This is a genomic window from Limnohabitans curvus (genome assembly GCF_003063475.1).
Classification (GTDB): Bacteria; Pseudomonadota; Gammaproteobacteria; order Burkholderiales; family Burkholderiaceae_C; genus Limnohabitans; species Limnohabitans curvus.
Map to the genome: position 1 here is coordinate 704,400 of NZ_NESP01000001.1, position 25,344 is coordinate 729,743.

A 25,344-nucleotide genomic window follows, 5' to 3' on the forward strand; every position below is an offset into this window, starting at 1 on the left:
CCATGCTGATCGACTTCTTCTACACCCTGCGCGCCGCCAAGCTGCCGGTTTCGGTGAAGGAGTACCTCACCCTGCTTGAGGCGCTGCAAGCCCAAGTGGTGGGCCCCGGCAGCGATGCCTGCAGCATGGATGACTTTTATGTGTTGAGCCGCCTCATCCTCGTCAAAGACGAAAAGCACTACGACAAGTTCGACCGCGCGTTCGGTGCCTACTTCAAAGGCGTGGAGCTGCTGACCGACTTCACCCAAGAAGTGCCGTTGGATTGGTTAGAAAAAATTCTTCAAAAAGAACTCACGCCTGAGCAAAAAGCTGCCATTGAAAAAATGGGCTGGGACGAGTTGATGGAGACCTTGAAGAAACGCCTCGAAGAACAAAAAGAACGTCACGAAGGTGGCAACAAATGGATTGGCACGGGTGGCACATCGCCCTTTGGCAATGGTGGCTACAACCCACAAGGCATTCGCATCGGTGGCAAGGGCGGCAACCGAAGTGCCGTCAAGGTGTGGGACCAACGCGCCTACCGCGACTACGACGACACCCAAGAGCTGGGCACACGCAACATCAAAGTGGCCTTGCGTCGCTTGCGCCGCTTTGCACGAGAAGGATCGGTCGAAGAACTCGACCTCGACGGCACCATTCACAAGACTGCAGCTAACGCCGGTTTCTTGGATATCTTGATGCGCCCCGAGCGCCACAACAATGTGAAGGTGTTGTTGCTCATGGATGTGGGCGGCACCATGGACGACCACATTGCCCGCGTCGAAGAACTGTTCAGCGCAGCCAAAGCCGAGTTCAAACACCTGGAGTTTTATTACTTCCACAACTGCGTGTACGACTTCATGTGGCGCAACAACAAACGCCGCTATGCCGAGAAGTTTGAAACCTGGGACATCATTCGTAAGTACAACAAAGACTACAAGCTCATCTTCATTGGCGACGCCACCATGAGCCCGCATGAAATTGTGCAGCCCGGTGGCAGCGTGGAATACAACAACGAAGAAGCCGGTGCCGAGTGGCTACAACGTCTCTTGCACGCATTTCCCAAGTTTGCCTGGATCAATCCCGAACCCCAAGGCGTGTGGGAATACCGCCAAAGCATTGCCATCATTCAACAAATCGTCAGCAACCGCATGTACCCGCTCACACTCAAAGGCTTGGAAGAAGCCATGCGAATGCTGAGCAAGTGACACCGTAAAATACACACCGGCTGCCGCCATAGTTCAATGGATAGAACGACTCCCTCCTAAGGTGTAGATACAGGTTCGATTCCTGTTGGAGGCACCATCCCAACTCAGCTATTACCCCACAGGGCGCTTCTTCTCTTGACCGATCCAATAGCAGTCACACGAGAGCGCTTCTAAGCCTTTGCGGTTGATGACCTCAATCTCACCTCGCCGCGATTCGATGTAGCCCAAACCTGTCAGTCGTTTCAACGACAACGTCATTGCCTCGCGTCGGAACCCCAAAATGCCGGACAGCTCTTTGTGTGTGATGGCAATTTTGGATGTCGAGATGCGGTCCAGCGTGATGAGCATCCAACGAATCAACTGCTGCTCCAGACTGTGGTGTTTGCCGCAGGCAATCGATTGTGAAAGTTGCATCAGCATACGGCGCATGGCAGTCATGGCAACCCGCATGTAGACAGGGCAAAACAAATACTCTCGCTGCAAGATACTCATAGGTAGGCGATAGGCCAAGCCTGAACTTCTGACATAAGCGCGATAAAAGCTTGGCGCATTCAAAGCTCCCACGGTGCTGGACTTACCCAACATGTAGGTCTCCACGCTGTAGCCATCAGCCATGTCAATCATCATCGACACAATCGCACCAACGGGGTAATACACATGGGTTGGTATGTCTCCCATTTTAAAAATCGTCTCACCTTTTACAAGGGAAACCAGCTCCATGTGGGGGGCTAATTTTTCATACTCAGACGCTGGCAATTCTGCTAGTAATGTATTGAAACGAGGTGTCATTCTTCAAGGTCAAAAACTTATTAATAAGCAAAAGCTTACCTATTGTGATGATGACTTTACATGACCTAACGCATACAAAACTGATGAAAGAAAACATCACACTGAAAGGCCCATGATCCATTTGACAATTTTTTTCGCCTCGTCATTGCTGACCAAGGGCCGCTCCTGGGAATTAGGCATATTTGCCTTTGAACTCCAGTGCTGCCCACCACCGTCTTGGGTACCTTGTTGAATCGTCGACATCAGCAGCTGCTCAGCCACTGGGTTACCTTTCCAACGCTTGGCAATGCGCTGAAATGAAGGGCCGATGCGCTCAGCCGTGACATCGTGACACTGCATGCATTGCTTGTCTTTGACCAGATTGACATCCGCAAATGAGGATGTGCTCATGCCCAGCATGAGGATCAGCAAAATCTTTTCAACTCTGTCCATGTTTCGTGCTCCTTGAATGGCGAAATGCCATCTCGACGCTACCAGCGCGACGCAAGAAACAGTGTGTGACACATCACATTAGGCCTGCCGCATCTCCCGCAGCTCAGCATTGGCATGACGCAAGCGGTCAGCGATGGCCAGAGCCACCGAGCGCATGACGCTGATGCTCATCACAGGGTCACCTGCCGCCACAGTGGCAAAGGCTTTTCGATCAATCGCAATCAATTCGGTTTCACGCGTGGCATACACGTCTGCCGAGTGTGCGCGGCCATCTAAAAAAGACATTTCGCCAAAGAACTGCCCACGGCTAAACGTGGTGAGGTGAATCGTCTTGCCGTTAGCCAAGGGCAAGCTCACCTTCACCTCGCCGCGGCTAATGAGCATGAGTTCGTGGCCCGTCGAGTCAGCGCCAAACACCAGATCCCCCGCCTGATACACATGATGCTGGGCACAACGCTCGAGTGCTGCAATTTCTTGTGCGTTCAAACCATGAAATATTTCAAACTTGCCCAAGGGAATGCCTTCGTGTGAGACATGTGCATGGCCTGCCAGTGACAAGGTTTCGTCCTCAATCCATTCCAGCGCCTCGTCGAATTCGTCAAAAATTTTGGCCGTGCTGTCGGACAACAAACCAATGTGATCCACGTACGAGCGCAAATCTCGCCCGCTGGGCAAGCGCTCAGGCACGCGGGTCAGCACCAGCTTGGCATGGCGCTCGGCCAACATGTTGCGAATGCGCTCAATCATGTGGCCTGCAGTCATGTCCATCGACTGCACGCGCATGAAGTCCAGCACCACAAACTTGGCATCGCTCAACTCGGGCTCAATGGCGGTGTACAACTGATCGGTGGTGCCAAAGAACAAGCTGCCTTGCAGTTCAAAAATCACGGTGTGGCGACCTGTCTCTGTGAGCACGTCACGCTCACGCTGGCCACGCACACGCGAAGAAAACACTTTGTCACCAAACGACTTGCGACGGATGGTAGAGGTGTGAATTTGCTCACGCAAAAACAGCATGATGGCCATGGCCACACCCACGCCCGATGCGGCAATCAAGCTGACCGTATTGGCCACAATGACGACGATCAAAATGACCGCAAAATCAATCATCGTGTCTTTGGACTTGAGTAGCTGCAGAGAATGCCAATCAATCATTTTGAAACCGATGACGATCAGCAATGCAGCCAAGGCCGGCACAGGCACCCATGCGATGAGCGAGGTCAGCAACAAAATAGCCAACAAGGACCACACACCTTGGAACACACCCGACAAATACGTGGTGCCACCACTGGCCTTGTTCACCAAAGTCGCGCCCATGGTGCCAGCACCGGGCGCGCCACCAATCAAAGAAGATGCCAAGTTGCCCAAGCCTTGACCAATCAGTTCTTTGTTCGAGTCGTGGCGTGAACCTGTCATGGCATCCAACACCACGCAGGTCTTGAGGGTGTCGATCGACAGCAACACCGCCAAAGTGATGGCAGGAAACGCAATGTGCGTCCAGTTAGGCATGCCAGATTCACTCAAGCTGCGGAAGGGATCGAGCAACGATTCAAAGAAGCCCTCGCCGCCAACCGACAGTGGACCAATGATGAACGGGTTGTCGTGCAGGTTGCGCAACTCCGGCCAGGCAGTAAAGGCCAACAGCCAATAAGAGAGCATTCCGCCTAGCAAGCCCACAATCACCGCAGGCACACGTTTGGAAATGCGTGGCGCCAGCAACATGAATGCCGCCGTTGCTGCACCGACGATAAGGCTTGGTGCTTGCCAAAGTTCCATCGCGTGTAGGCCCTGCCACCAGTTCATGCCCTTAGGCAGCGCCATCCACTTTGGCAACTGGCTCATCACGATGATCAGGCCCACGCCACTCAAATAGCCACTCACCACGGGAAACGGCATGTACTTGATGAGCTGGCCAATGCGCAGCAAGCCAAACGAAATTTGTACCAAGCTGCTGATGAAAGCCACCAAAAACAAGGTCAGCACCACAGCCCCCACACCTGAGCCTTGTTGCGTCATTTGGATGGTGAGGGCGGACAGCACCGCAGCTGCGGGCGCGCACGGCGCAGAAATCAGGCGCTGCGTGCCGCCAAACGTCGCAGCGATCAGGCCCAACGCCGTCACCCCCAACATGCCAGCCAACGCGCCTTTGGCGCCAAAGTCTGCGCCCAGCGGCGAAAAGATGGTCACGCCAAAGGCAATGGCCGACGGCAATGCCACCAACATGGCGGCAAAACCACCCCAGATGTCACCAGATAAATTGGCGCGCGATAGTTGTAATTGAGCAGTAGTCATTGCTCAAGGTTATCACTGTATGCAAACCCGACTTTAGTCACTCAGACGACTGATTAAGGGTAATCACGCAAGTCCCATCACGCATCATGGCCAGCATGTCATCACACATTGCTTGGTCGCATTTCTTTCCACTTGTCCTCGGTGCCGCAACGCCGCTGTTACACGCGCAAACACCCACCACGCCGCTGCCCGACATCGTGGTGCAAAGTGGCCGTTTGGTGCAGCAACAATTCGACACCCCTGGATCGGTCTACGCCATAGATGCTGACACATTGCGCAGTTCAGGCCCACAAGTAAATATGTCAGACGTGCTCAATCGCGTGCCTGGTGTGGTGGCCCTCAACCGCAACAACTATGCACAAGACGTGCAGATTTCTATTCGTGGCTTCGGCTCACGTGCAGCGTTTGGTTTGCGTGGCATACGTCTCATCACCGATGGCATTCCTGCATCGATGCCCGATGGACAAGGTCAGGCCTCGACCGTCAGCATGACATCCACAGATCGCGTCGAAGTGCTGACGGGGCCTTTGGCGCAGCTGTATGGCAACGCATCGGGGGGCGTGATTCAAACGTTCACACGTGAAGCGGGCGACAAGCCCGAAGCACAGGTGCAGATGTACGCTGGTGCATTTGGCATGACACGCACCGATTGGCAAATCAGCCAACGCACGGGTCAGGTGGGACTCATCGCCGACTACAGCACCTTCGCCACCGAAGGTTACCGTGCCAACAGCGACGCACGTCGTCAGCAACTTAACAGCGTGATCACCGTCGATGTGCAACCGGACACACGTTTTAAATTCATCATCAACGTCTTTGACATGCCCTATGCCAAAGATGCGCTGGGCCTGACAGCCAGCCAACTTGCAACCAACCCGACACAAGCAGGCACAGGCGCGATTGACGCCCGCACACGCAAAGCCGTCAAACAAGAACAAACAGGTCTTGTGATGGAGCATGCGGTGAACAGAGATTTGAAATTTCAAACTCGCGTCTATGGCGGCAATCGAACCAACTTGCAATACCAAGCGGCAACAGCAACGAACCCGACAGGCGCATGGACAGGGCTGACGCGTCAATTTGAAGGCATGGGGCTACAAGTCAACGGCAAGGCGCATGTCTTTGATGGCCAACGTATGAACTGGGTGGTTGGAACCGACATCGACCACGCGCAAGAACAACGTCAAGCAGGCAACGCTGCCGTGGGTGAAAAAACAGACACCACACGCAACGAACTCAATGAGGCCAGCAACCGAGACTTCTATGCCCAAGCCAATTGGTCACTGGGGGAGCGCTACACGTTGACCACGGGCGCGCGCCAAAGCCACGTCACCCTCAAAAGCCGTGACGATGTGCCTATTTCCGGAACACATCCAGACAATGGATCCGGCAGTGTGAATTACACAGCGACCAGCCCGGTTCTTGGGCTCACCTGGCACGCACAAGACAATTTGAATATTTACATCAACCAAGGCAAAGGCTTTGAAACACCCACGATGTCAGAAGCAGCCTACACACTGCTCACCCCCAGCACCATCAAAGGTCAATTCAACCCCAACCTCTTAGCATCGCGCAGCAAACATCTGGAGTTGGGCACCAAGTGGCGACCCTCGTCGAACACGCGGGTTGATGCGGCTTGGTTTCAAATCAAAACAGACGATGAAATCGTCACGGTGCGTTCGTCAGGTGGCAAAACAGCCTACGCCAATGCCTCTCAAACTTCACGGGATGGGTTTGAATTGGCGTTGCGCCATCAATACGACAGCCATTGGCGCGGCCACGTTTCGGCCACGTTCATGAATGCCACGTATGCGCAAGGTTTCAGCAACTTTGTGAATGGCACGACAAATAATGTGTCGGCAGGCAACAGCCTGCCGGCCATCCCCAAGCGTCAACTGCTGACATCGCTGCAATGGTCTGAAAAAGGTTTTTCTACCGCAGGACAAAAACCATCACTGGGACTTGAAGCCAGTCTCGAATTAATCAGCCGATCTAGCATGTGGGCAAACGACACCAACTCAACCACAGCCAACGACTACGCCCTAGCGCCCGGTTACGCGCAACTCAATACACGCGTACGACAACGCTACCAAGTGGGCCCTGCACGCGTGGAGGTGTCTGTGGGTGTGGACAACCTCACAAACAAAGAGGCCATCAGCTCTGTCATCGTGAATCAATCGTCCAAACAATATTTCGAACCTGGTTTGCCACGTGCGTGGATCGTCGGTGTGCAAAGCCAAATTCCACTTTGACACACGCCACTCGGGTTCACCCTAATCGCCTTGGTGACTCACAGATTCAGCAAATACGTTTTTAATCCAACACCTTCAAAGGAGACATTTGTGAAACGTCAACACTTTACCCGTACCCTACAAAATGCGGCCCTCACCTTGGGCATGACATTCGGCAGCTTGGCCATGGCGCAAGCGCCAACCGCCCCTCCCGCATCAGCGATTCCACCCACCTGGGCGCAAGGCCGCACCCCCGAACAAGCAGCATTGAATCTCGTGCCGCATCCACCTGGCATGACGGCCTTGCCCGCCAGCGACATTCCAACCGACAAACTCAAAGTACCCGCTGGTTTCAAGGTCGAGCTGTGGGCCACGGGCATGCCTAACGCGCGCTCGATGGTGCAAACACCCAAAGGCACTTTGTTTGTGGGCACACGTTTCCCAGGCAACGTTTACGCCGTGGTTGAAAAAGATGGCAAACGCGAAGTCAAGACGATTGCCAAAGGTCTGCACCGTCCTAACGGTGTGGCATTCAAAGATGGCTCGCTGTATGTGGCCGAGCTGTCACGCATCATTCGCTACGACAACATCGAAGCCAACTTGGACAACCCACCTGCGCCCGTGGTTGTGTTTGATGCACTGCCCAAAGACGAGCCACATGGCTGGAAGTTCATGAAGCTCAGCCCAGACGGCGACTACTTGTATTTCCAAATCGGCACGCCTGCCAACATCACCGTCCAACCTGTGACACACGCCGTGATTGTTCGCTTGAACCTCAAGACCAACATCATGGAGACTGTGGCTCACGGGGTGCGCAACAGCGTCGGCATGGATTTTCATCCGGTCACCAAAGAACTTTGGTTTACCAACAATGCACGTGATTGGGTCAATGATGATTTGCCCAACGACACCTTGCACCGCGTCACACGCAAGGGCATGAATTTTGGCTACCCCTTCTGCCACCAAGGCGATTTGCTTGACATCGACTTCGGCAAAGGCCGCTCATGCGATGAGTTCGACAAGCCAGTGTTGAAGATTGGCCCGCACGTCGCAGCTTTGGGCATGCGCTTTTACACAGGCAAGCAGTTCCCTGCTGAGTACACCCACAACATCTTCATCGCTGAACATGGCTCTTGGAACCGCACCAAGAAAACAGGCTTTGATGTGGTGCGTGTCGCACTGGATGCCAAAGGGAATGTCACCAAAAAAGAAGTCTTTGTGTCCGGTTGGATTCAAGGCGACGATTTCTGGGGTCGCCCTGCGGACGTCCATGTGATGAAGGACGGCTCGATGCTTGTGTCTGACGACGTGGCGGGTGCCATCTTCCGCATCTCGCACAGCAAATAATGTCTAGGTATGTTTCAAAGGCCATTCAGGGAATGGCCTTTTTTTTCGCAGCATGTGCTGTACCGCATGCATGGGCGGCACCGGATGCCGTGGCGGGCAAAGCCAAAGCTCAGCTGTGTGCTGCTTGCCATGGTGAAAACGGCGTGTCATCTATTCCAGACACACCGCACTTAGCCGCACAACCGCCGTTGTCCATCTTTTACCAATTGCTGCAGTTCCGTGACCAGCGCCGCAAGGGCGGGGGCATGGAAGTTATCGCGACCACACTGACTGAACAAGACATGCGCGACATTGCTGCCCACTACGCCACGCTGCCGGCACCAGCGCCTCAGGCGGGTGGCGATGCGCAAAAGATTGCACGTGGTCAACAAATTGCACAACAGCAATATTGTTCGTCCTGCCACGGCGCACAGCTGCAAGGACAAAAGCATGTGCCCCGTCTGTCGGGTCAATCACACACCTATTTCGTCACACAGCTGCGCAACCTTCGCTCGGGTGCGCGCGCCGACATGGACGGCACCATGGCCAGTGCGGCACGCAGTTTGACGGATGAAGAGATTGATGCCATGGCTGCGTACGCGCGTAGCTTGCCTTGAGCTCGTCAAAACATGCAAACCTACATGACGCAACCTTCGCAACCCACATGGCGCTTGCCCGCCAATGCTTGCGATGCCCACGTCCATGTGTTTGGCCCCAAAGCACGATTTGCTTACGCCAATACACCGGGGGCTAAACCCGCCGAGGCGCCCAAAGAGAAGCTCTTTGCGCTGCACAAACAACTGGGCATCACGCGCTGTGTGATCGTGCAATCCATGGTGCATGGTTTTGACAATGCGGTCGTGGAAGACGCCATTACCGCAGGCCACGGCCACTACTTGGGCGTGGCCCTGACGCCTGCGCACGTAGACCACGCAGAGCTCAAACGCTTGGCTGCAGCCGGCTTTCGGGCTGTGCGCTTTAACTTCATGAAACACTTGGGCATGGGCACAACCCCCGATGAACTCGTGGCATTGACCCACCGGCTAGCAGATCACCAAATGCACTTGCAAGTGCATTTTGAAAGCAGCTTGATCCACGAACTCGGCCCTTGTTTTCAAAAATCTGCCGTTCCTGTGGTGATCGACCACATGGGCCGTGTCGATGCAGAGTTGGGCTTACACCATGCCGATTTTCAAGCCCTGTGCCGCTTGTTGGACGATCCCAAGTTTCATGTGAAGGTGAGTGGCATTGACCGCATTCAAGCGCGCGTGCCCTTGACTGTGCCGCCTTACACACAGGGCATCGAATTAGCAAAGCATTTGGTCGAAAACTTTTCACACCAATGTGTGTGGGGAACCGATTGGCCTCACCCCAACCACACGCACGTGCCAGACGATGGCGTGCTGGTCGACGCGCTGCAACACATCGCCCCCACCGCGGCGTTGATGCAGCAGCTGTTAGTAGACAACCCACAAGCGCTTTATCGCTTTGAAAACTGAAAGCCATTGACGATGACAGGAAGACTACAAAACAAAGTGGTGCTGGTCACAGGTGCAGGTTCTGTCGGCCCAGGCTGGGGCAATGGCCGAGCCATTGCGGTTCGCATGGTCGAAGAAGGCGCCAAGGTAATGGCACTGGACCGCGAGCAAACACGCCTGGAAGAAACGCTGTCACGCGCCCATGCACTATGCCCAGTCAACCACGGTGAAATCGCGTCCATGACGTGCGATGTCACCAGCACCGTATCTATTGAGGCAGCCATCAAAGCCACCCTCGACCGCTTTGGCCGCATTGATGTGCTCATCAACAACGTTGGCGGCTCGGCTCCAGGTGGGCCTGTAGAAATGAGCGAAGAGGTGTGGGATGCCCAAATCGACCACAACCTCAAGAGCGTGTTCATGATGTGCAAATATGTCTTGCCGGTGATGGAACAACAAGGTGTGGGCGCCATTGTCAATCTGTCATCCACCTCTGGCATCCGCTGGACGGGCTCCGCCCAAGTCGCCTATGCCGCCACGAAAGCCGCTGTCATTCAACTGGGGCGCGTGGTGGCTGTGCAATATGCAAAAAAGGGAATCCGCGTCAATACCGTGGTGCCTGGCCAACTGCACACGCCCATGGTGGATGTGCGCTTGGCCAAGCAGCGCACCGACGGTGATGTACAGACATTGCTCACGCAACGACAAGCACGCATTCCGCTGCCCTTCATGGGTGACGGCCAAGACACAGCCAACGCTGTCTTGTTTTTAGCCAGCGATGAAGCGCGCTTCATCACGGGTACAGAAATCATTGTGGACGGCGGCATGTCGGCCCGATGCGATTAAAGGAGACTTCACATGCAACGACAACGCTTTATCAAAATTTTGGCAGCTACTGCTCTGGTTGGTTTGACGACCTTGGCTTCTGCACAAACCAAAACAACACGCATCTTGGTGGCTTTCCCCCCAGGCGGTCCGGTTGACTTTGTAGCCCGCACGCTCACGGAGCAGCTGAGCAAAGAACTGGGGCAGCAAGTGATGGTTGAAAACAAGGCGGGTGCCAACGGCGCGATTGCGGCTGACACCTTGCTCAAAGCCCCTGCCGATGGCCAAACGTTGTGGCTCACCAGCGTGGGGGCCGTGGCCATCAACCCCTCGCTTTATGCCGCTCTGCCCTACGATCCTTTGCGTGACCTGGCCCCTGTGTCATTGGTGGTCAACAACGTCGAAATGTTGGTGGTGAACCCAAATAACCCAGTCAATGGACCACAAGAGTTCATTGCTGCGGCGCGACAAAAATCAACCACCATGGCCTCTTCAGGCACCGGCAGTGTGCCGCACCTGGCCATGGAGTTGCTGGCAGATGCCACACGTGCCGACCTGGTGCATGTGCCGTACAAAGGTGCCGCCCCTGCCATCACCGATGTGATGGCAGGCCATGTGGATGGTTTCTTTGGTGACATTCCCGGATTGATGGGCCACATCCGCAGCGGCAAGCTCAAACCTGTGGCACTGGCATCCACACGCCGTCACCCGCTGTTTCCGGATGTCAAAACTTTCCAAGAAATTGGTGTCGCTGGCGTGGACTCTGACAATTGGTATGCCTTGTTCGCACACAAGAACACATCGGCCGCCGAGTTAGACCGCCTCAACCAAGCCGTGCGTCGCACGTTGGCCAATGACGCGGTGCGCACGAAGCTGATCGCCTCCGGTGCCGAACCTTCAGCGTCTAGTTCTGCTGAACTGAGCACCTTGTTGAAAAATGACATGGCCAAATGGGGCCGTGTGATCCGTGACAAAAAAGTCAAAGCAGATTGAGGCCTTGAAGATGTCCAACGCGCGTATTCCAGCCATTACCCCTGGCACACGCCCTGCCTTGGCAGCGCTGGAAGCCAAAATCATCGCCAAACGCGGACGCATCACCCCGCTCTACCAACACTTGCTCAACAGCCCTGTGATGGCCGAAGGTTGGGAGGAGTTTTTAAGCGCCGTCCGACAACGCAACAGCTTGCCGGCAGACTTGCGGGAGCTGATTATTTTGCGCGTGGCTGTCTTAAACCGTGCGCCGTATGAGTTTGATGCGCACATTGAGCACGCACTGAAAGCGGGTTTGCCACACACCAAAATTGAGGCGGTCAAAGAACTCAAAGTTGCGACGCTTTTTAGCGAAGAAGAACAAGTGGTGCTTGCGCTCACCGACACCATGACGCGCGACATTGAAGTCCCTGACGAATTGTTCGCCCGCGTGTCGACCTACTTTGAAGGCCAACGGTTGCTGGATCTGTGCATCACGATTGGCGCCTACAACATGGTGTCGCGCGTTTTGGTGGCACTGCACATTGGACACTGACATGCACACACACACCTGCAACGCCCTTCTTTTGAAATGTGCAGCAGCCTGCCCGCCAGATGCAGCGATGCGTTGGCACGCATCAGCCACTTGGCCAGCACAGCTTCAGACATCGTTGGATAGCGCCTTCACACCACACGCTGAAAACGGGTTGCCCATGCTGCATGTCTATGTGCGGTTTTCGGAAGCAGCAGACATGAGTCACGCAGGCTGTGTCGCGCTCGAAAAAGCATGGCAAGCACAGACGGGCCATGCCGCCCAAATTTCGCGTCTGCAAGAGGTCATGCATCTCGAAGCGCCCCACACGCCATCGGCCTTGGACGCCCATTACGTGGTCGAAACAGACCCAGAGGCGGGTTGGGAAGATGAAATCTTCAAGTGGTACGACCAAGAGCACCTCCCAGGCCTGGCACGCGTGCCCGGTTGTCTGGTCGCACGCCGTTATCTCAACCTTGATCACAGCCCGCGTTCATTCGCCTGTTATGACCTATTGAACCCGGCAGTGCTGACTTCTGCGCCCTGGCTGGCCGTGCGCGGCACCGCCTGGAGCGACATCTGTCGCCCACATTTCACCAACACCCTGCGAACCCTGTTTGAAAACAAAGAGCCAACCCACCATGACTGAACGATTTAGCCAAGTCCGCTACGAAGATCTCGCGCCCGAAGTTCGCCCTTTGGCAGACGACATTCTCAAAGTATCCAGTGCAGCCTTAGGTGGCCCCTACAACGCGCTGTTGCGAAGCCCTGATATGGCGCGCCGATGTTTTGATTTTTTAGACTATCTGCGTTTCAGAACGTCGGTCAGCAAGCACTTGAATGAATTTGCCATCCTCATCCAAGCGCGCATTGCCAATGCGCAGTACGAGTGGTGGGCGCATGACCCCATCGCACAACGCGCGGGCTTGTCGCCCTACATCATCGAACAACTTCGCCAATGCAAACGGCCAGAAGGCATGCAAGACGACGAAGCCTTGGTTTACGACTTTTGCATCCAGCTCACCCTGAACCACCGTGTGCCCGATGCTTTGTGGGCACAAGCCATTGCCCAGATGGGCGAACAGGCGGTGGTGGATTTGACCGTTTTATCAGGCACCTACGTGATGGTGTCGATGCTGCTCAATGCTACGCAAGTAGGCATTCCTAACGGCGGCGAAGAACCACTTGAAGTTTTATCCCCACTCGATATTCGCCAGCGCTTATTGGCTTAAATAGGCTTCACACATCAGGAGATTTCCATGATTTCACGCCGTCACATCGCCATTGCCGCCAGTTTGTTTTTGGGGGTCACATCCAGCTACGCACAAAGCAACACCGTTCGTTTGGTCGTCCCCTTTTCAACCGGTGGCCCCACAGACATTGCGGCACGTGTCATTGCTCCGCTGCTGTCCGAGGCCATGGGGAAAACCGTCATCGTGGATAACCGAGTGGGCGCGACCGGTGCAATTGGCGCAGAGTTTGTGGCGCGTGCACCAGCAGACGGCAACACCATTTTGTTTGGCACCAGCAGCATCATGGGGGCCAACCCCGCGTTGATGCCCAAGCTTGCGTATGACCCCGTGCGTGACTTTGCACCCGTCAGTCTGGTGGCCACCATCGAAAACATTTTGGTGGTTCATCCGTCCGTCCCCGCCAACAACGTGCAAGAGTTCATTCGCTACGCCAAAGACAATCCAGGCAAATTGTTTTACGGCTCTTCTGGCACAGGCAGCACGTACCACTTGGGCTCAGAGATGTTTGCCAGCATGACCAAAACGCAGCTGGGTCACGTGCCTTACAAGGGCCAAGGACCTGCTGCGCAAGACTTGCTCGCTGGGCACATTCAACTGATGTTTGACGCTTTCAACTCTGCCGTCCCCAACATCAAGTCTGGACGCGTCAAAGCCTTGGGCATTGCCAGCGCAAAGCGTCACCCTGAGCTACCTGACCTGCCCACCATCAGTGAGCAAGGTGTGCCGGGCTACGTCACTACCATTTGGCTGGCCTTCTTTGTACCGGCCAAAACGCCCACGTCCGTCGTGGATAAGTTGAACCAAGATTTACGCACCATCATGCAACGCCAAGATGTGCGCGACCGCTTCAACAAGCTGGGCATGCAAGCTGTCAGCTCGTCCACACAAGAACTTGATGCTGTATTAAAGCAAGAGCTCGCGCAGTGGACACGTGTGGTACGCGAAGCCAACATCAAACCTGAATAAGAGGAGACACCATGAAAAAGATTGCAGCCACTTTATCGCTCATCATGAGCGCCGCATGCGCTTTTGCCGCTGACACCGACTATCCAAACAAAGCTGTTTCCATCGTCGTGGCCTATGCACCAGGTGGCCAAGGCGATGTGTTCGCGCGCTTGGTCGGTGAAAAGTTGTCAACCGTCTACAAACAACCTGTGGTGGTCGACAACAAACCCGGCGTCTCAGGAACCGTGGGCACACGTGTGGCAGCGAAGGCTAAAAACGATGGCTACACCTTGTTGCTCGGACAAACCGGTGAAATCACTGTCAATCGTTTGCTGATCAAAGACATGGGCTACGACCCTATGAAAGAGCTGATCCCCGTGGTGTTGATTGGCAATGCCCCTTTGGTGATGCTCGCCCCCGCCGATGCGCCTTACAACACGGTGAACGAATTCATCCAAATGGCGCGCGCCAAACCAGGTGAATTCAGCTATGGCTCAGTGGGTGCAGGCACACCAGGTCATTTGTCTGCCGTAGCCTTGGGGCTTGGCGCCAAACTCAACATGGTGCACGTGCCTTACAAAGGCGTTGGACCTTTGCTGTCTGATTTGATGGCTGGGCGCTTGCAAGCCTTCTTCAGCAGCGCCTCTGCTGCCATGCCGCAAATCAAAGGTGGAAAGCTCAAAGCCTTGGGGGTCACCACTCCACAGCGCATGACGTCATTGCCACAGGTACCTACCATTGCCGAGGCTGGCTTGCCCGGCTTTAGCTACACCTTGTGGGGCGGTTTGTTTGCGCCCGCAGGCACACCCAGCCATGTGATCGAAAGCCTCAACCGTGAAGTCAACGCCGTACTGGCGCAGCCCGACATCCGCAGCCGACTCGAAGCAGACAATGTGGCGGTGCCCAAAAATACACCTGCTGAATTTGCAGATTATGTGAAAGCTGAATCTGTGAAGTTTGAAAAACTCATCAAAGAAGCCAACGTGAAAGTCGATCAGTGATATGAAAATTGTTGTTTTACCCGGTGATGGCATTGGCCCTGAAACCATGGCCGTCACGGTGGAGGTTCTGCAAGCTGCTTCAGTTCGATTTGGTTTAGATTTGGAATTGATCCACGACATTGCCGGCCATGAAAGTTTAAAAAAGCATGGCGCAACGGTCACCCCGGCGCTGCTTGAAAAAGTTAAAGAGGCTGACGGACTCATGCTCGGTCCGATGTCAACGTATGACTTCAAGGACGAAGCCAAGGGAGAAATCAACCCCTCCAAGTTTTTCCGAAAAAGCCTAGATCTGTTTGCCAACATTCGTCCCTCACGCACGTACACAGGCGTCAAAACCATCACCGGCCCATTTGACTTGGTGGTGGTGCGCGAAAACACCGAGGGGTTTTATGCAGACCGCAATGTCGAGTCAGGCAACAGCGAAATATTGGTCACGCCCGATGTCGCCATTTCTCTGCGACGCATCACGCGCGAGTGCTGCGAACGCATTGCACGAAGCGCATTTGAACTGGCCATGCAGCGTCGCAAACATCTGAGCTTGGTGCACAAACACAATGTGCTCAAAATCACCGATGGCATTTTCTTAGATGCCTGCCACCGCGTGGCCGCGGAGTTTCCAGAAGTCACCGTTGATGATTTCATCGTCGACGCCATGATGGCGCACGTGGTACGCGCACCCGAACGATTTGACGTGATCGTGACCACCAATATGTTTGGCGACATCTTGTCAGACCTCACCGCAGAACTCTCTGGCAGCTTGGGCCTTGGAGGCTCACTGAACGCGGGGGCACACAATGCGATGGGGCAAGCCGCACATGGCTCAGCACCAGACATTGCGGGGCAAGACATTGCCAACCCCTTTTCGCTCATCACGTCTGCGGCGATGCTGTTAGGTTGGCATGCACAACGCAGCGGCAATTTGTCATACCTGCAAGCCTCACGTGCGATTGAAGACGCCATCACCGCCTGCATTGCTGCAGGCGAGTCGACACGCGATGTTGGTGGCGCACTGGGTACACAGGCCACTGGAAAAGCCGTGGTGAAACGCCTGCAACAGACATGATCCTCACAGGCGGCTGTGACACTCATGTGCACGTCATCGGGGAAGCCAAGGCTTACCCGATGGTGGCGGATCGGCACTACACACCAGGTCTTGCCGATGTCGCCGATTTACAAGCGCATCTCAAACGTCTAGGTCTGACACGTGCCGTCATCATCCAACCCAGTGTGTATGGCACCGACAACCAATGTCTGCTCGACGCACTGTCCGCCATGGTAGGACACGCGCGCGGCGTGGCGGTGCTTGACGCGCCAACCTCGACCACCGCCTTACAGGCACTAGACGCACAGGGCGTGCGTGGCATTCGTTTGAATTTGGAAAGTGCTGGCGAGCACAACAGCGCCAAGCTACAAGCTGCATTGCAAACATGGGCCCCACGTTTGGCCGATCTTGGGTGGCATCTGCAGATCTATGCCCCACTGACGGTGACTCTTTCTTGCACCCCCCTCATCGCACGGTTTCCCGTACCTGTCGTCCTCGACCACTTTGCGCTTTGGAACGATGCTTCCTGTACATCTCCGGAATCAAAGTGTTTGCTTGACCTGTTGGCTCGGGGAAAAATCTACATCAAACTATCAGCGAGCTATCGCAGCCCCATGAAGGACGCACAGGCATTGCATGCTGTGAGCCAACGGCTGCTGGCCACCCGCCCCGACCGTTTGCTGTGGGCCAGTGATTGGCCGCACACCAACCGAGAACCTGGACGCAGTCCACATGAGGTCAGTTGCTACCGAGACATCAAAGCCGAATCGCTGCAGCATGAGCTTTGGCAATGGTTGCCAACGCCAGAAGCACGACAGCAAGTGCTGATAGACAACCCAAACCAGCTTTACAGATTCTGAGGATTGACATAGCGCAATGACAGCGTCGCCACCTAGGTGTCTAATGCAACATTCACTTAGGAGAAATGTATGACAGCAAACGTTGGCGGCATTGACCGCGTTCTGCGCATCGCCGCAGGCTTGGTATTCATCGCATTGGCAGCCACAAACGTGGTGGGCATGTGGGGCTATATCGTCGGTGGCATCGTGTTGGCCACAGGTGTGTTCCGCTTTTGCGGCGCTTACACCTTGCTAGGCATCAACACTTGTCCGATCAAACCGGCCGAAGAAGAGCACGCACACTAAACCGCGCGCCCTTCAAAAGCCTCAGTCTGGTTTAGGGGCTGAGGCTTTTTTACGCGCCAACCACAACAAGCCCGCACCGGTCGTGAGAACCGGCACCAACGACCCCCAGTTCAGCCAAGCCCAACCCTGCGTGGTCACCAACGCACCTGAGGCAAACGAGGTAAACGCCATGGTGGCAAACACGCAAAAGTTAATAGCGGCTTGCGCGCGGTTTTTCTCTTGCGGCGTGTAGGCCTGCATCGACAGTGTGGTGCTGCCCGTGAACAAGAAATTCCAGCCCACCCCCAACAAAAACAAAGCTAGCAAAAATTGGTGCACATCTACGCCAGACAAGGCAATGGCAATGCAAGCGATGTTCAACAGCACGCCCACGCCCATGATGGACAACACACCAAAACGTTTGATCAAGTGCCCCGTCACAAAACCCGGCGCAAACATGCCAATCACGTGCCACTGCAGCACCCAGGCCGTGTCTTCAAACGGGAAACCACACACCTGCATGGCCAGCGGTGTGGCCGCCATCAGCAAGTTCATCACGCCATAGCCCAGCGCTGCAGCCATCGTCGCCACCACAAACACCGGTTGTCGCATGATGTCCCTCAACGGACGACCACCTGTGCCATCTGACTTGGCGATGGGTGCAGGCGGAAAGTGGATGAAACTCATCACCGCCATCGACACCACAGCCACCAACATCAACGCCACATACGCACCGGCGAACGGCATGCCAAACAAGCTCTTGGTTTGAATGGCCAAGTTCGGACCAATCACAGCGCCGATCAAACCACCCGCCATCACCAAAGACACCGCCTTTTCGCGGTAGTCAGGCTTGCACAACTCAGCAGCGGCAAAACGGTACAACTGACCATTCGCGCTGTAGTAGCCTGCCACCACCGTGGCCGTGACCAACAACCAAAATGATTGCGAGAGCACGGCGAACGCGCCCAAAGCGGCTGACAGCAAAGCCACCAACAGCCCCAACTGAAACGACCCCTTGCGGCCAAAGCGTTGCTGTGACTTGGCAACCAAGCCCGTGCTGAGAGCCCCACCGACCACATAGCCCATCACAGGCAAGGTGGCCATCCATGATTCAGGCGCCAAACTCAACCCCACCAAACCATTGATGGCAATGAAAGTGACGTTGTTGGTCAGGAACAAACCCTGCGCGATGGACAGTAAAACGAGATGACGGTTCATAACAACCTAAAAATTAAAGAAAGAGCAAACCTGCCGACATGGCCAAACCATGTAACACCGCTGCAGCGATGGTCAACACAATGGCAGGAGTCAAACGCGCAACTTGCTTGGCATTTTTCAGAAGCAGCACAAACGCGACCAACGACAGCGGCAGCGACACCAAACCCCACAACGCGGGCTCTGGATGAATGAACAACCACGCATGAGCCAACACAACGAGCGCTAAATAAATCCACGCCGCCAAGGTCGGCCCCACGCGAACCACCAAGGTACGTTTGCCAACCTGCGCATCGGCATACGCATCTGGAAAACCATTGATCACCAAGATGTTACCCACCAACAAAGCAAAGCTCACAGCCATCGCCAGAGACATAACAAAGAATTGGCCGCGTTGCACATAGTCAGCGCCCACCACCACCAAACCCCAGGTCAGTGCAACTGTCAGCTCGCCTAAACCGCGCTTCATCAACGCCAATGGCGGCGCTGAATAACCCCAACCCAGCAGCAACCCCACCAAACCCAAGAGCAACAAACCACCCCCCGTCTGCACAGACAACAGCACACCACAAGGGATCAAAAACAAAATAAGTGCCTTGGCCAAATCATGCGTGTCTTCCACGCTGACATGGCCGTTTTGAATGAGCCGTGCGCCACCTGTGAACGGAAACAAGCCTTGCGTGTTGGCATCGTCTGCACCGTTGAGCGCATCGTGGTAATCGTTCAACACATTGGCCGCTGCGTGCATCAACACGGCCAACAGCAAAGTTGCAAGCGCTGTCCAACCGTTGGGGCGATGACCACTGGCTACCGCCACAGAGGTGCCCAATAAACAGGCCACAGCAGTGATGGCCAAGAACCCAGGACGTGTCATCTGTACCAGCGTTCGCCAAGAAGGCGGCTTCATATCGGTCATGGCGCCATCGTTTCCCAAGCCTTCAATGCCTCAGAGGCATACATCAGCGCAGGACCGCCGCCCATGTAAACGCACACGGCCAAGGTTTCTTCCAACTCTTCGCGTGTACACCCCACACGATGCAAGGCTTTTACATGAAAACCGATGCAGCCCGAACAGTGCTGCGTGATGCCAATAGCCAACGCCATCAGCTCTTTGTGCTTTTCGCTGACGGCACCGGTTGTCATGGCCGCTTTGGCCAATTGACCAAAACCTTGCATAGCTTCGGGTTGTGCTTTGCGTAACTCAGTCATCGATTGGCTGATGTTCTTGATGAGGGTGGGATGGTCAAACGTACTCATGGTGAACTCTCGTTGCGTTTATTCAAATGACGGCTGTGCGGGCTTGAACACGTCATGGCCAGCAGCCTGCCAAGCATCAATCCCGCCTGCGATGGATTGGATATGGCTGTAGCCCATCTGCGCCAAAGACTGCGCACACAAAGCGGCACGGCCACTGGTTTTGCAATACAAAACGATGTTCAAGTCGCGCGATTGCAACTTGGGGTTACCCGCCATCTTGAACTCCAACATGCCGCGCGACATGTGCAGAGCACCAGGTAAATGTCCTGCCAAATACTCCTCAGTCTCGCGCACATCAATCAACACATCACAAGATTGAATGGCTTTGACAGCTTGATCAACCGAAATTTCTTCAACTGATTTTTTAGCTTCAACAACTAAATCATGGGCAGTTTTCATGCAACTCTCCTTGCAATGGTGGAACGTTTTTTGGTAACCGCAGCAAGAGGCCAAGCCTGCGCTAAATGCTGTTGGGTGATGCGATCACACACCAAATCGCACAAGGCATAAATGGTGGGGTCTGCGATTTGGTAATACACGCTGGTGCCTCGGCCTTCACGCTTGACGAAGCCTTGTTGCATCAATACCGCCAAATGGCGAGACATGTTAGCGGCGGTGTATCCGCAGGCCTCGGCTAATTCACCCACGTTGTGCTCTGTCTCACGCAACAAATTCAAAATGCGCAAGCGCGTGGGCTCCGCCAAAGCCTGAAAGTAGCTGGCCACACGGTCAATGGCTTGTTCTGGGAGTTGCTTCATGTTTTCGATTGTAGACATAATTCAGTTATTGATTATTTAATTGTTTGGTTAAATAATCAGACGATTATTTATAGAATAAGCAACATGACTGATTCAAACCTTCGTATCTCTGGTCGTTTGGCCCGTTTATTCCAAAGCGCACAAATCACACCGTTGTTGGCTTTGGTGTGTTTTCTGCTTGGTGTGTTTGCCGTCATGGTGACGCCACGTGAAGAAGAGCCGCAAATCAACGTGACCATGGCCAACGTGCTCATTCCCTTCCCCGGCGCATCGGTGAAGGATGTCGAGCAAATGGTGTCCGGCCCAGCCGAGCAAGTACTCTCGCAAATTGCGGGGGTAGAACATGTCATGTCGGTCTCGCAACCTGGCATGGCCGTGGTGACCGTGCAATACAAAGTGGGCGTACCTCGCACCGAAGCCTTGGTGCGTTTGTATGACACCGTCAACTCTCACGCTGACTGGCTACCTAAGGGCTTGGGCGTCTTGCAACCCCTCATCAAGCCCAAGGGCATTGACGATGTACCCATCTTGTCACTCACCTTGCATGGGAAAGACAGCGACCTGAGCGCGTTTGAGCTGGAGCGCATCGCACAAAACATCGAGCTGGATTTGAAGCGCGTCAAAGGCACACGCGAAGTCACCACGATAGGTGGCCCATCTCGCGCCATTCAAATTGACATTGACCCGGCACGCATGCAAACCGCTGGCATCACCGTGCCCGAATTACGCTTGGCGTTGCAAGCCGCACACCTAGGCGCACCTGTGGGCGATCTATTAGTCGGCCAACAAGCCATTGCCATTGAGTCGGGTCCTTTTTTAAGCAATGCCAAAGACGTGGCCAGCTTGGTCGTAGGTGTGCGCGCTGGCACGCCCGTTCATGTGCATGACATTGCGCAAGTACGCGATGGCGGCGCGCAGACCAACACAGCCGTATGGCACGGCGTGGCAGGCGTCAAGCCCACCGAGCGCACCGCAGTGACCATCGCGATCACTAAAAAGCCAGGCGAAAACGCCATTGAAGTGGCCAACGGCGTGGTCGCTCAAGTGGCGGCTCTGAAACAAAGCAAAATTCCAACAAACGTAGACGTGACTACCACGCGCAACTATGGCGAAACCGCCAACGACAAAGCCAAGAAACTGATTCAAAAGCTGTTGTTTGCCACTGGATCAGTGGTGGCTTTAGTGTTCATCGCTTTGGGACGTCGCGAAGCAGCCATTGTGGGCACTGCGGTGATCTTGACCTTGACGGTCACCCTGTTTTCCTCGTGGGCATGGGGCTTCACACTCAATCGCGTGTCACTCTTTGCCTTGATCTTTTCCATCGGCATCTTGGTAGACGACGCCATTGTGGTGGTTGAAAACATCCACCGTCACCAAGCTTTGTTCCCAGACAAAACACTCACTCAAATTATTCCTGGTGCAGTGGACGAAGTGGGTGCGCCCACCATCCTTGCGACCTTCACCGTCATTGCGGCTTTGTTGCCCATGGCGTTTGTATCGGGTTTGATGGGGCCGTACATGAGCCCCATCCCGATCAACGCGAGTATGGGCATGTTGTTGTCATTGGCCGTAGCTTTTGTGGTCACACCCTGGTTGGCGCGCATTTGGATGAAGGCTTCAGGTGGACATCCGCATGAACAGGCCAGCGCATTCAAGCAGTGGTTGCAACGTTTTTTCCAAGGTGTGTTTCACCCCTTCTTGAATGAGCAATCGGGTCAACGCAACCGATGGAGCCTCGGCGCCGCTGTCTTGGGCGCCATCGTCGTGTCAGTGGCCTTGCCAGTGGCAGGCCTGGTTGCCTTGAAGATGCTGCCCTTTGACAACAAGTCTGAATTCCAAATCGTGGTCGACATGCCTGCTGGCACACGCGTGGAAGAAACCGAAAAAGTATTGCGTGCTTTGGGCGCACATTTGGCTACCGTACCCGAGGTGATGCACTACCAAGCCTACGCAGGCCTGAGCGCTCCGATCAACTTCAACGGTTTGGTGCGTCAATACTATTTGCGCAGTGGTGGCCATGTGGGTGACATCCAAGTCAACCTGCAAGATAAGCATTTGCGCAAAGCGCAAAGTCACATCATCGCCATGCGAGAGCGCCCTGCTTTGCAAGCCATTGGCCAACAGTTCAATGCGAATGTGAAAGTGATTGAAGTGCCACCCGGCCCACCGGTGCTGGCCCCCATCGTGGCTGAGGTGTATGGACCGACCGACGAAGGTCGCAATCAGGTGGCTAAATCTGTGCGTGCGATGTTTAGCGCGCAACAAGGCGTGGTGGATGTGGACGACAGTACCATCAGCGCAGCACCTCGCCAAGTGTTGCTGATCAACCGCCAAAAGGCCGCACAAATGGGCGTGTCGCAGCAAGCCATCGTCAGCACCTTACGTGCAGCATTGGCGGGGGAATCGACCGTCTACGCGCACGACCAAAACAAATATGCGGGCGCCATCGTCATTCGATTGCCCAAGAGTGAACAAGACTCGCTGGACAAACTGCTGAGCCTTGGCGTGCGTAACTCGCAACGCGAAATCGTGCCGATTCGCCAACTCGTCACCCTCAGTGACACACAACGCGAACAACCGATTTATCACAAAGACTTGCTGCCCGTCACCTATGTGGTGGGCGACATGGCGGGCAAAGTGGATAGCCCGCTGTACGGCATGTTTGGCATGCGCAGTGGCTTGAGTCAAATTCAAGCGCCCAATGGTAAGCCGGTGGATGAGTACTTCATCCAACAACCCGCAGACCCATACCAACACTATGCCGTCAAGTGGGATGGTGAGTGGCAAATGACCTACGAAACCTTCCGTGACATGGGTGCTGCGTACGCAGTGGGGTTGGTCCTGATTTATTTGTTGGTGGTGGCACAGTTTGGTTCTTACCTCGTGCCACTCATCATCATGGCGCCCATCCCACTCACCATCATGGGTGTGATGCCCGGCCACGCGTTGCTGGGTGCGCCCTACACCGCCACATCCATGATTGGCATGATTGCGTTGGCCGGCATCATCGTGCGCAACTCTATCTTGCTGGTGGACTTCATCCGCTTGCAGGTTTCTCAAGGTGTGGCGTTGAAAGACGCCGTGGTAGCCTCTGCCATCACCCGTGCGCAACCGATTGTGTTGACCGGCTTGGCCGCCATGATGGGTGCGTTCTTTATCTTGGATGACCCCATCTTCAATGGCTTGGCCATCTCGCTGATCTTCGGTATTTTTGTCTCGACCGCGCTCACCCTGTTGGTGATTCCGCTGCTCTATTTCATGGCTTTCAAGAACAAGCCAAGCTCTGTCATTTCTGGAGAACACGCATGAAACGCTTGCCCCTCATCGCTGCACTCGCCCTTGCAGGCATCACCTCTGCTGCACACGCTGCCGACTTGATGGGCGCTTGGCAAGCAGCCCTTGCTCGTGATCCAGAAATCGCTGCTGCACGCGCTTTGCACGAGCAAGCCACGTTTAGGCAAGAGCAAGCCAAAGCCTTGTGGGCACCCATGGTGTCAGCTGGTGGTGCTGTGGGCATAGGCGGATCTGACAGCCGAACCAAGGGCGCAGAGGCCATGGGCCAAAGCGATGTCACCTTCAAAACGAATGTGAATGCAGGCGCTTTGACACGTGCCAGCATCGGCGCACAAAAAGCATGGATCAGCCCCGAGCGCGAAGCGCAAAGCAAGCAGTTGGAGTTGTCCGCGCAAATCGCGCAAACCCAATGGCAGCAAGCCCAGCAAACCCTCATCATGCGCACGGCCCAACGCTACTTTGATGTGGTGGGCGCTGAGCAAACCCTCACCGTGCTGCAACGCCAGCAAAAAGCCATGCAGCAAGCTGCAGCCGAAATCAGCAAACGTCAATCTGTGGGCGATGCCAGCGTGATGGATGTGCAAGAAGCCAACGCCCGTGTGTCTGAAATTCGCGCCCATGTGCTGACGTTTGAGAACAACTTGGCCACCAAGAAGGTGGCCTACCGCCAGCTGACAGGCCAAGAGCCTACGCAATTGCTACCTATCGCCACCATCAACCTCACGCCTGCCAATTTGGCAGACGCTCACACTTGGGTGCAACGCGCCAAGCAACAGTCACCCAGCGTGCAAATGATGGGCTTGCAACAAGCCATTCAAAGTCAAGAGGCCAAACGCGTCAAAGCCGGCAATGCCATGACCGTGGATTGGGTGGCCCAAGCCCAAATGGACCGCTTGTCTGGCCAGGGTATGTATGGCTCGGCCAGCAACCAAATGGCGCAGTACATGGTGGGCATTCAACTCAATGCACCACTCAGCTCAGGCGGCATGGTGGAGTCACGTGAACGCGAAGCCTTGAAGCAAGTGGAAAAACTGCGCTACGACCAAGAAGCAGTTGAGCAGCAAGTCGAGCAACAGGTGCGCGACGCCTGGCAAAGCCTGAGCACAGCGCAAGCCCGCCTGCAAGCCTTGACACAATCTGAGCAAGCCAGCAAAGCGCGCCTCAGCGCTACCCGCCAAGCGCACCGCACTGGTGCTCGCACCACGAACGAACTGTTGGGTGCTGAACACGATGCAGCACAGGCCGAGCTAGCCCTGCTGCAGCTGCGCATTCAAACGGCCATGGACCAATTACGCTTAGCAGCCGCCAGTGGGGAATTGGGCGAAGCTCAGTTGCGCCAAGTGAATGCTTTGCTGAAATAAGCGCGCATGCTGCGTATTTGGTAACTCACAGCA

Annotated in this window: 25 protein-coding genes and 1 tRNA gene; 18 read left to right on the forward strand and 8 right to left on the reverse strand. The window is 55.0% G+C overall.

Annotation, left to right across the window (positions count from 1 at the left end; all coding sequences use genetic code 11):
• The first annotated feature begins 2 nt into the window (after positions 1-2).
• Together B9Z44_RS03485 and B9Z44_RS03490 are read left to right on the forward strand one after the other, a co-directional pair.
• Complete coding sequence (locus tag B9Z44_RS03485; protein ID WP_108401714.1) at positions 3-1,187, forward strand: vWA domain-containing protein; 1,185 nt, start codon at positions 3-5, stop codon at positions 1,185-1,187.
• A gap of 22 nt (positions 1,188-1,209) precedes the next feature.
• Positions 1,210-1,284: transfer RNA gene (locus B9Z44_RS03490), tRNA-Arg, on the forward strand.
• A 14-nt stretch (positions 1,285-1,298) separates the two neighbouring features.
• On the opposite strand, the gene B9Z44_RS03495 is transcribed toward B9Z44_RS03490, so the two are convergent.
• The 3 genes from B9Z44_RS03495 to B9Z44_RS03505 all read right to left on the reverse strand — a co-directional run bounded on the left by B9Z44_RS03495 (position 1,299) and on the right by B9Z44_RS03505 (position 4,700).
• Positions 1,299-1,865 carry a Crp/Fnr family transcriptional regulator gene (locus B9Z44_RS03495; protein WP_170108467.1) on the reverse strand — a complete coding sequence of 189 codons (567 nt, stop codon included), beginning with the start codon at positions 1,863-1,865 and terminating at the stop codon, positions 1,299-1,301.
• Positions 1,866-2,072: 207 nt separating this feature from the next.
• On the reverse strand, positions 2,073-2,408 hold the full coding sequence (locus B9Z44_RS03500) for a c-type cytochrome (protein WP_108401716.1): 336 nt from the start codon (positions 2,406-2,408) through the stop codon (positions 2,073-2,075).
• Positions 2,409-2,486: 78 nt separating this feature from the next.
• The gene (locus B9Z44_RS03505; RefSeq protein ID WP_108401717.1) at positions 2,487-4,700 is read right to left on the reverse strand and encodes a SulP family inorganic anion transporter; all 2,214 of its coding nucleotides are present in this window, start codon (positions 4,698-4,700) and stop codon (positions 2,487-2,489) included.
• 95 nt (positions 4,701-4,795) lie between these two features.
• Between B9Z44_RS03505 and B9Z44_RS03510 the strand changes: the two genes are divergently transcribed.
• From B9Z44_RS03510 to B9Z44_RS03575, 14 genes are all read left to right on the forward strand, one after another.
• Positions 4,796-6,952: a TonB-dependent receptor family protein gene (locus tag B9Z44_RS03510; protein WP_170108468.1), complete on the forward strand. Its 2,157-nt coding sequence runs from the start codon at positions 4,796-4,798 to the stop codon at positions 6,950-6,952.
• 165 nt (positions 6,953-7,117) lie between these two features.
• Positions 7,118-8,278 carry a PQQ-dependent sugar dehydrogenase gene (locus tag B9Z44_RS03515; RefSeq protein WP_425437196.1) on the forward strand — a complete coding sequence of 387 codons (1,161 nt, stop codon included), beginning with the start codon at positions 7,118-7,120 and terminating at the stop codon, positions 8,276-8,278.
• Positions 8,279-8,310: 32 nt separating this feature from the next.
• Positions 8,311-8,874 (forward strand): c-type cytochrome, encoded by a 564-nt coding sequence (locus tag B9Z44_RS03520; RefSeq protein WP_170108469.1) that lies wholly within the window; start codon positions 8,311-8,313, stop codon positions 8,872-8,874.
• A 24-nt stretch (positions 8,875-8,898) separates the two neighbouring features.
• Complete coding sequence (locus tag B9Z44_RS03525; protein WP_245912756.1) at positions 8,899-9,756, forward strand: amidohydrolase family protein; 858 nt, start codon at positions 8,899-8,901, stop codon at positions 9,754-9,756.
• A 12-nt stretch (positions 9,757-9,768) separates the two neighbouring features.
• Positions 9,769-10,581: an SDR family NAD(P)-dependent oxidoreductase gene (locus tag B9Z44_RS03530; protein ID WP_108401720.1), complete on the forward strand. Its 813-nt coding sequence runs from the start codon at positions 9,769-9,771 to the stop codon at positions 10,579-10,581.
• A gap of 12 nt (positions 10,582-10,593) precedes the next feature.
• On the forward strand, positions 10,594-11,553 hold the full coding sequence (locus B9Z44_RS03535; RefSeq protein ID WP_108401721.1) for a Bug family tripartite tricarboxylate transporter substrate binding protein: 960 nt from the start codon (positions 10,594-10,596) through the stop codon (positions 11,551-11,553).
• 10 nt (positions 11,554-11,563) lie between these two features.
• On the forward strand, positions 11,564-12,085 hold the full coding sequence (locus B9Z44_RS03540) for a carboxymuconolactone decarboxylase family protein (protein ID WP_108401722.1): 522 nt from the start codon (positions 11,564-11,566) through the stop codon (positions 12,083-12,085).
• A 1-nt stretch (position 12,086) separates the two neighbouring features.
• The gene (locus B9Z44_RS03545; RefSeq protein WP_108401723.1) at positions 12,087-12,710 is read left to right on the forward strand and encodes a hypothetical protein; all 624 of its coding nucleotides are present in this window, start codon (positions 12,087-12,089) and stop codon (positions 12,708-12,710) included.
• The gene (locus B9Z44_RS03550) at positions 12,703-13,293 is read left to right on the forward strand and encodes a carboxymuconolactone decarboxylase family protein (RefSeq protein WP_108401724.1); all 591 of its coding nucleotides are present in this window, start codon (positions 12,703-12,705) and stop codon (positions 13,291-13,293) included. The genes B9Z44_RS03545 and B9Z44_RS03550 overlap by 8 nt, the downstream gene beginning before the upstream one ends.
• Before the next feature lie 27 nt (positions 13,294-13,320).
• Positions 13,321-14,280 carry a Bug family tripartite tricarboxylate transporter substrate binding protein gene (locus tag B9Z44_RS03555; protein WP_108401725.1) on the forward strand — a complete coding sequence of 320 codons (960 nt, stop codon included), beginning with the start codon at positions 13,321-13,323 and terminating at the stop codon, positions 14,278-14,280.
• 11 nt (positions 14,281-14,291) lie between these two features.
• Positions 14,292-15,260, forward strand: a complete 969-nt coding sequence (locus tag B9Z44_RS03560) for a Bug family tripartite tricarboxylate transporter substrate binding protein (protein ID WP_108357993.1) — start codon at positions 14,292-14,294, stop codon at positions 15,258-15,260.
• A gap of 1 nt (position 15,261) precedes the next feature.
• Positions 15,262-16,323: an isocitrate/isopropylmalate dehydrogenase family protein gene (locus B9Z44_RS03565; protein WP_108357994.1), complete on the forward strand. Its 1,062-nt coding sequence runs from the start codon at positions 15,262-15,264 to the stop codon at positions 16,321-16,323.
• Complete coding sequence (locus tag B9Z44_RS03570; RefSeq protein WP_245912757.1) at positions 16,320-17,162, forward strand: amidohydrolase family protein; 843 nt, start codon at positions 16,320-16,322, stop codon at positions 17,160-17,162. Before B9Z44_RS03565 ends, B9Z44_RS03570 begins: the two co-directional genes overlap by 4 nt.
• Positions 17,163-17,231: 69 nt before the next feature.
• Positions 17,232-17,447, forward strand: a complete 216-nt coding sequence (locus B9Z44_RS03575) for a YgaP family membrane protein (RefSeq protein WP_108357995.1) — start codon at positions 17,232-17,234, stop codon at positions 17,445-17,447.
• A gap of 21 nt (positions 17,448-17,468) precedes the next feature.
• On the opposite strand, the gene B9Z44_RS03580 is transcribed toward B9Z44_RS03575, so the two are convergent.
• Genes B9Z44_RS03580 through B9Z44_RS03600 form a run of 5 tightly spaced genes read right to left on the reverse strand, consistent with a single transcriptional unit; the run spans position 17,469 to position 20,656 of the window.
• The gene (locus tag B9Z44_RS03580) at positions 17,469-18,644 is read right to left on the reverse strand and encodes an MFS transporter (protein WP_108357996.1); all 1,176 of its coding nucleotides are present in this window, start codon (positions 18,642-18,644) and stop codon (positions 17,469-17,471) included.
• Positions 18,645-18,657: 13 nt separating this feature from the next.
• Complete coding sequence (locus B9Z44_RS03585; protein ID WP_211308683.1) at positions 18,658-19,557, reverse strand: prenyltransferase; 900 nt, start codon at positions 19,555-19,557, stop codon at positions 18,658-18,660.
• Entirely contained in the window at positions 19,554-19,898 is a 345-nt protein-coding gene (locus B9Z44_RS03590; RefSeq protein ID WP_108401726.1) for a carboxymuconolactone decarboxylase family protein, read from the reverse strand. Before B9Z44_RS03590 ends, B9Z44_RS03585 begins: the two co-directional genes overlap by 4 nt.
• Before the next feature lie 18 nt (positions 19,899-19,916).
• Positions 19,917-20,297 (reverse strand): rhodanese-like domain-containing protein, encoded by a 381-nt coding sequence (locus B9Z44_RS03595; protein ID WP_108401727.1) that lies wholly within the window; start codon positions 20,295-20,297, stop codon positions 19,917-19,919.
• Positions 20,294-20,656, reverse strand: a complete 363-nt coding sequence (locus B9Z44_RS03600) for an ArsR/SmtB family transcription factor (protein ID WP_108358454.1) — start codon at positions 20,654-20,656, stop codon at positions 20,294-20,296. The genes B9Z44_RS03595 and B9Z44_RS03600 overlap by 4 nt, the downstream gene beginning before the upstream one ends.
• Before the next feature lie 84 nt (positions 20,657-20,740).
• On the opposite strand from B9Z44_RS03600, the gene B9Z44_RS03605 reads away from it, so the two are divergent.
• Both B9Z44_RS03605 and B9Z44_RS03610 read left to right on the forward strand, forming a co-directional pair.
• The gene (locus B9Z44_RS03605) at positions 20,741-23,965 is read left to right on the forward strand and encodes an efflux RND transporter permease subunit (RefSeq protein ID WP_108401728.1); all 3,225 of its coding nucleotides are present in this window, start codon (positions 20,741-20,743) and stop codon (positions 23,963-23,965) included.
• Positions 23,962-25,311 (forward strand): TolC family protein, encoded by a 1,350-nt coding sequence (locus B9Z44_RS03610; protein ID WP_108401729.1) that lies wholly within the window; start codon positions 23,962-23,964, stop codon positions 25,309-25,311. The genes B9Z44_RS03605 and B9Z44_RS03610 overlap by 4 nt, the downstream gene beginning before the upstream one ends.
• The last annotated feature ends 33 nt before the right edge of the window (positions 25,312-25,344 follow it).

Bases quoted from the DNA above. Each gene is read 5' to 3' on its own strand.
- B9Z44_RS03495 (WP_170108467.1), bottom strand. From the start codon at position 1,865: ATGGGAGACATACCAACCCATGTGTATTACCCCGTTGGTGCGATTGTG.
- B9Z44_RS03545 (WP_108401723.1), top strand. From the start codon at position 12,087: ATGCACACACACACCTGCAACGCCCTTCTTTTGAAATGTGCAGCAGCC.
- B9Z44_RS03535 (WP_108401721.1), top strand. From the start codon at position 10,594: ATGCAACGACAACGCTTTATCAAAATTTTGGCAGCTACTGCTCTGGTT.
- B9Z44_RS03605 (WP_108401728.1), top strand. From the start codon at position 20,741: ATGACTGATTCAAACCTTCGTATCTCTGGTCGTTTGGCCCGTTTATTC.
- B9Z44_RS03505 (WP_108401717.1), bottom strand. From the start codon at position 4,700: ATGACTACTGCTCAATTACAACTATCGCGCGCCAATTTATCTGGTGAC.
- B9Z44_RS03530 (WP_108401720.1), top strand. From the start codon at position 9,769: ATGACAGGAAGACTACAAAACAAAGTGGTGCTGGTCACAGGTGCAGGT.
- B9Z44_RS03510 (WP_170108468.1), top strand. From the start codon at position 4,796: ATGTCATCACACATTGCTTGGTCGCATTTCTTTCCACTTGTCCTCGGT.
- B9Z44_RS03595 (WP_108401727.1), bottom strand. From the start codon at position 20,297: ATGAAAACTGCCCATGATTTAGTTGTTGAAGCTAAAAAATCAGTTGAA.
- B9Z44_RS03550 (WP_108401724.1), top strand. From the start codon at position 12,703: ATGACTGAACGATTTAGCCAAGTCCGCTACGAAGATCTCGCGCCCGAA.
- B9Z44_RS03485 (WP_108401714.1), top strand. From the start codon at position 3: ATGCTGATCGACTTCTTCTACACCCTGCGCGCCGCCAAGCTGCCGGTT.
- B9Z44_RS03555 (WP_108401725.1), top strand. From the start codon at position 13,321: ATGATTTCACGCCGTCACATCGCCATTGCCGCCAGTTTGTTTTTGGGG.
- B9Z44_RS03575 (WP_108357995.1), top strand. From the start codon at position 17,232: ATGACAGCAAACGTTGGCGGCATTGACCGCGTTCTGCGCATCGCCGCA.
- B9Z44_RS03600 (WP_108358454.1), bottom strand. From the start codon at position 20,656: ATGAAGCAACTCCCAGAACAAGCCATTGACCGTGTGGCCAGCTACTTT.
- B9Z44_RS03500 (WP_108401716.1), bottom strand. From the start codon at position 2,408: ATGGACAGAGTTGAAAAGATTTTGCTGATCCTCATGCTGGGCATGAGC.
- B9Z44_RS03610 (WP_108401729.1), top strand. From the start codon at position 23,962: ATGAAACGCTTGCCCCTCATCGCTGCACTCGCCCTTGCAGGCATCACC.
- B9Z44_RS03560 (WP_108357993.1), top strand. From the start codon at position 14,292: ATGAAAAAGATTGCAGCCACTTTATCGCTCATCATGAGCGCCGCATGC.
- B9Z44_RS03565 (WP_108357994.1), top strand. From the start codon at position 15,262: ATGAAAATTGTTGTTTTACCCGGTGATGGCATTGGCCCTGAAACCATG.
- B9Z44_RS03520 (WP_170108469.1), top strand. From the start codon at position 8,311: ATGGCCTTTTTTTTCGCAGCATGTGCTGTACCGCATGCATGGGCGGCA.
- B9Z44_RS03540 (WP_108401722.1), top strand. From the start codon at position 11,564: ATGTCCAACGCGCGTATTCCAGCCATTACCCCTGGCACACGCCCTGCC.
- B9Z44_RS03590 (WP_108401726.1), bottom strand. From the start codon at position 19,898: ATGAGTACGTTTGACCATCCCACCCTCATCAAGAACATCAGCCAATCG.
- B9Z44_RS03580 (WP_108357996.1), bottom strand. From the start codon at position 18,644: ATGAACCGTCATCTCGTTTTACTGTCCATCGCGCAGGGTTTGTTCCTG.
- B9Z44_RS03525 (WP_245912756.1), top strand. From the start codon at position 8,899: ATGACGCAACCTTCGCAACCCACATGGCGCTTGCCCGCCAATGCTTGC.
- B9Z44_RS03515 (WP_425437196.1), top strand. From the start codon at position 7,118: ATGGCGCAAGCGCCAACCGCCCCTCCCGCATCAGCGATTCCACCCACC.
- B9Z44_RS03585 (WP_211308683.1), bottom strand. From the start codon at position 19,557: ATGACCGATATGAAGCCGCCTTCTTGGCGAACGCTGGTACAGATGACA.
- B9Z44_RS03570 (WP_245912757.1), top strand. From the start codon at position 16,320: ATGATCCTCACAGGCGGCTGTGACACTCATGTGCACGTCATCGGGGAA.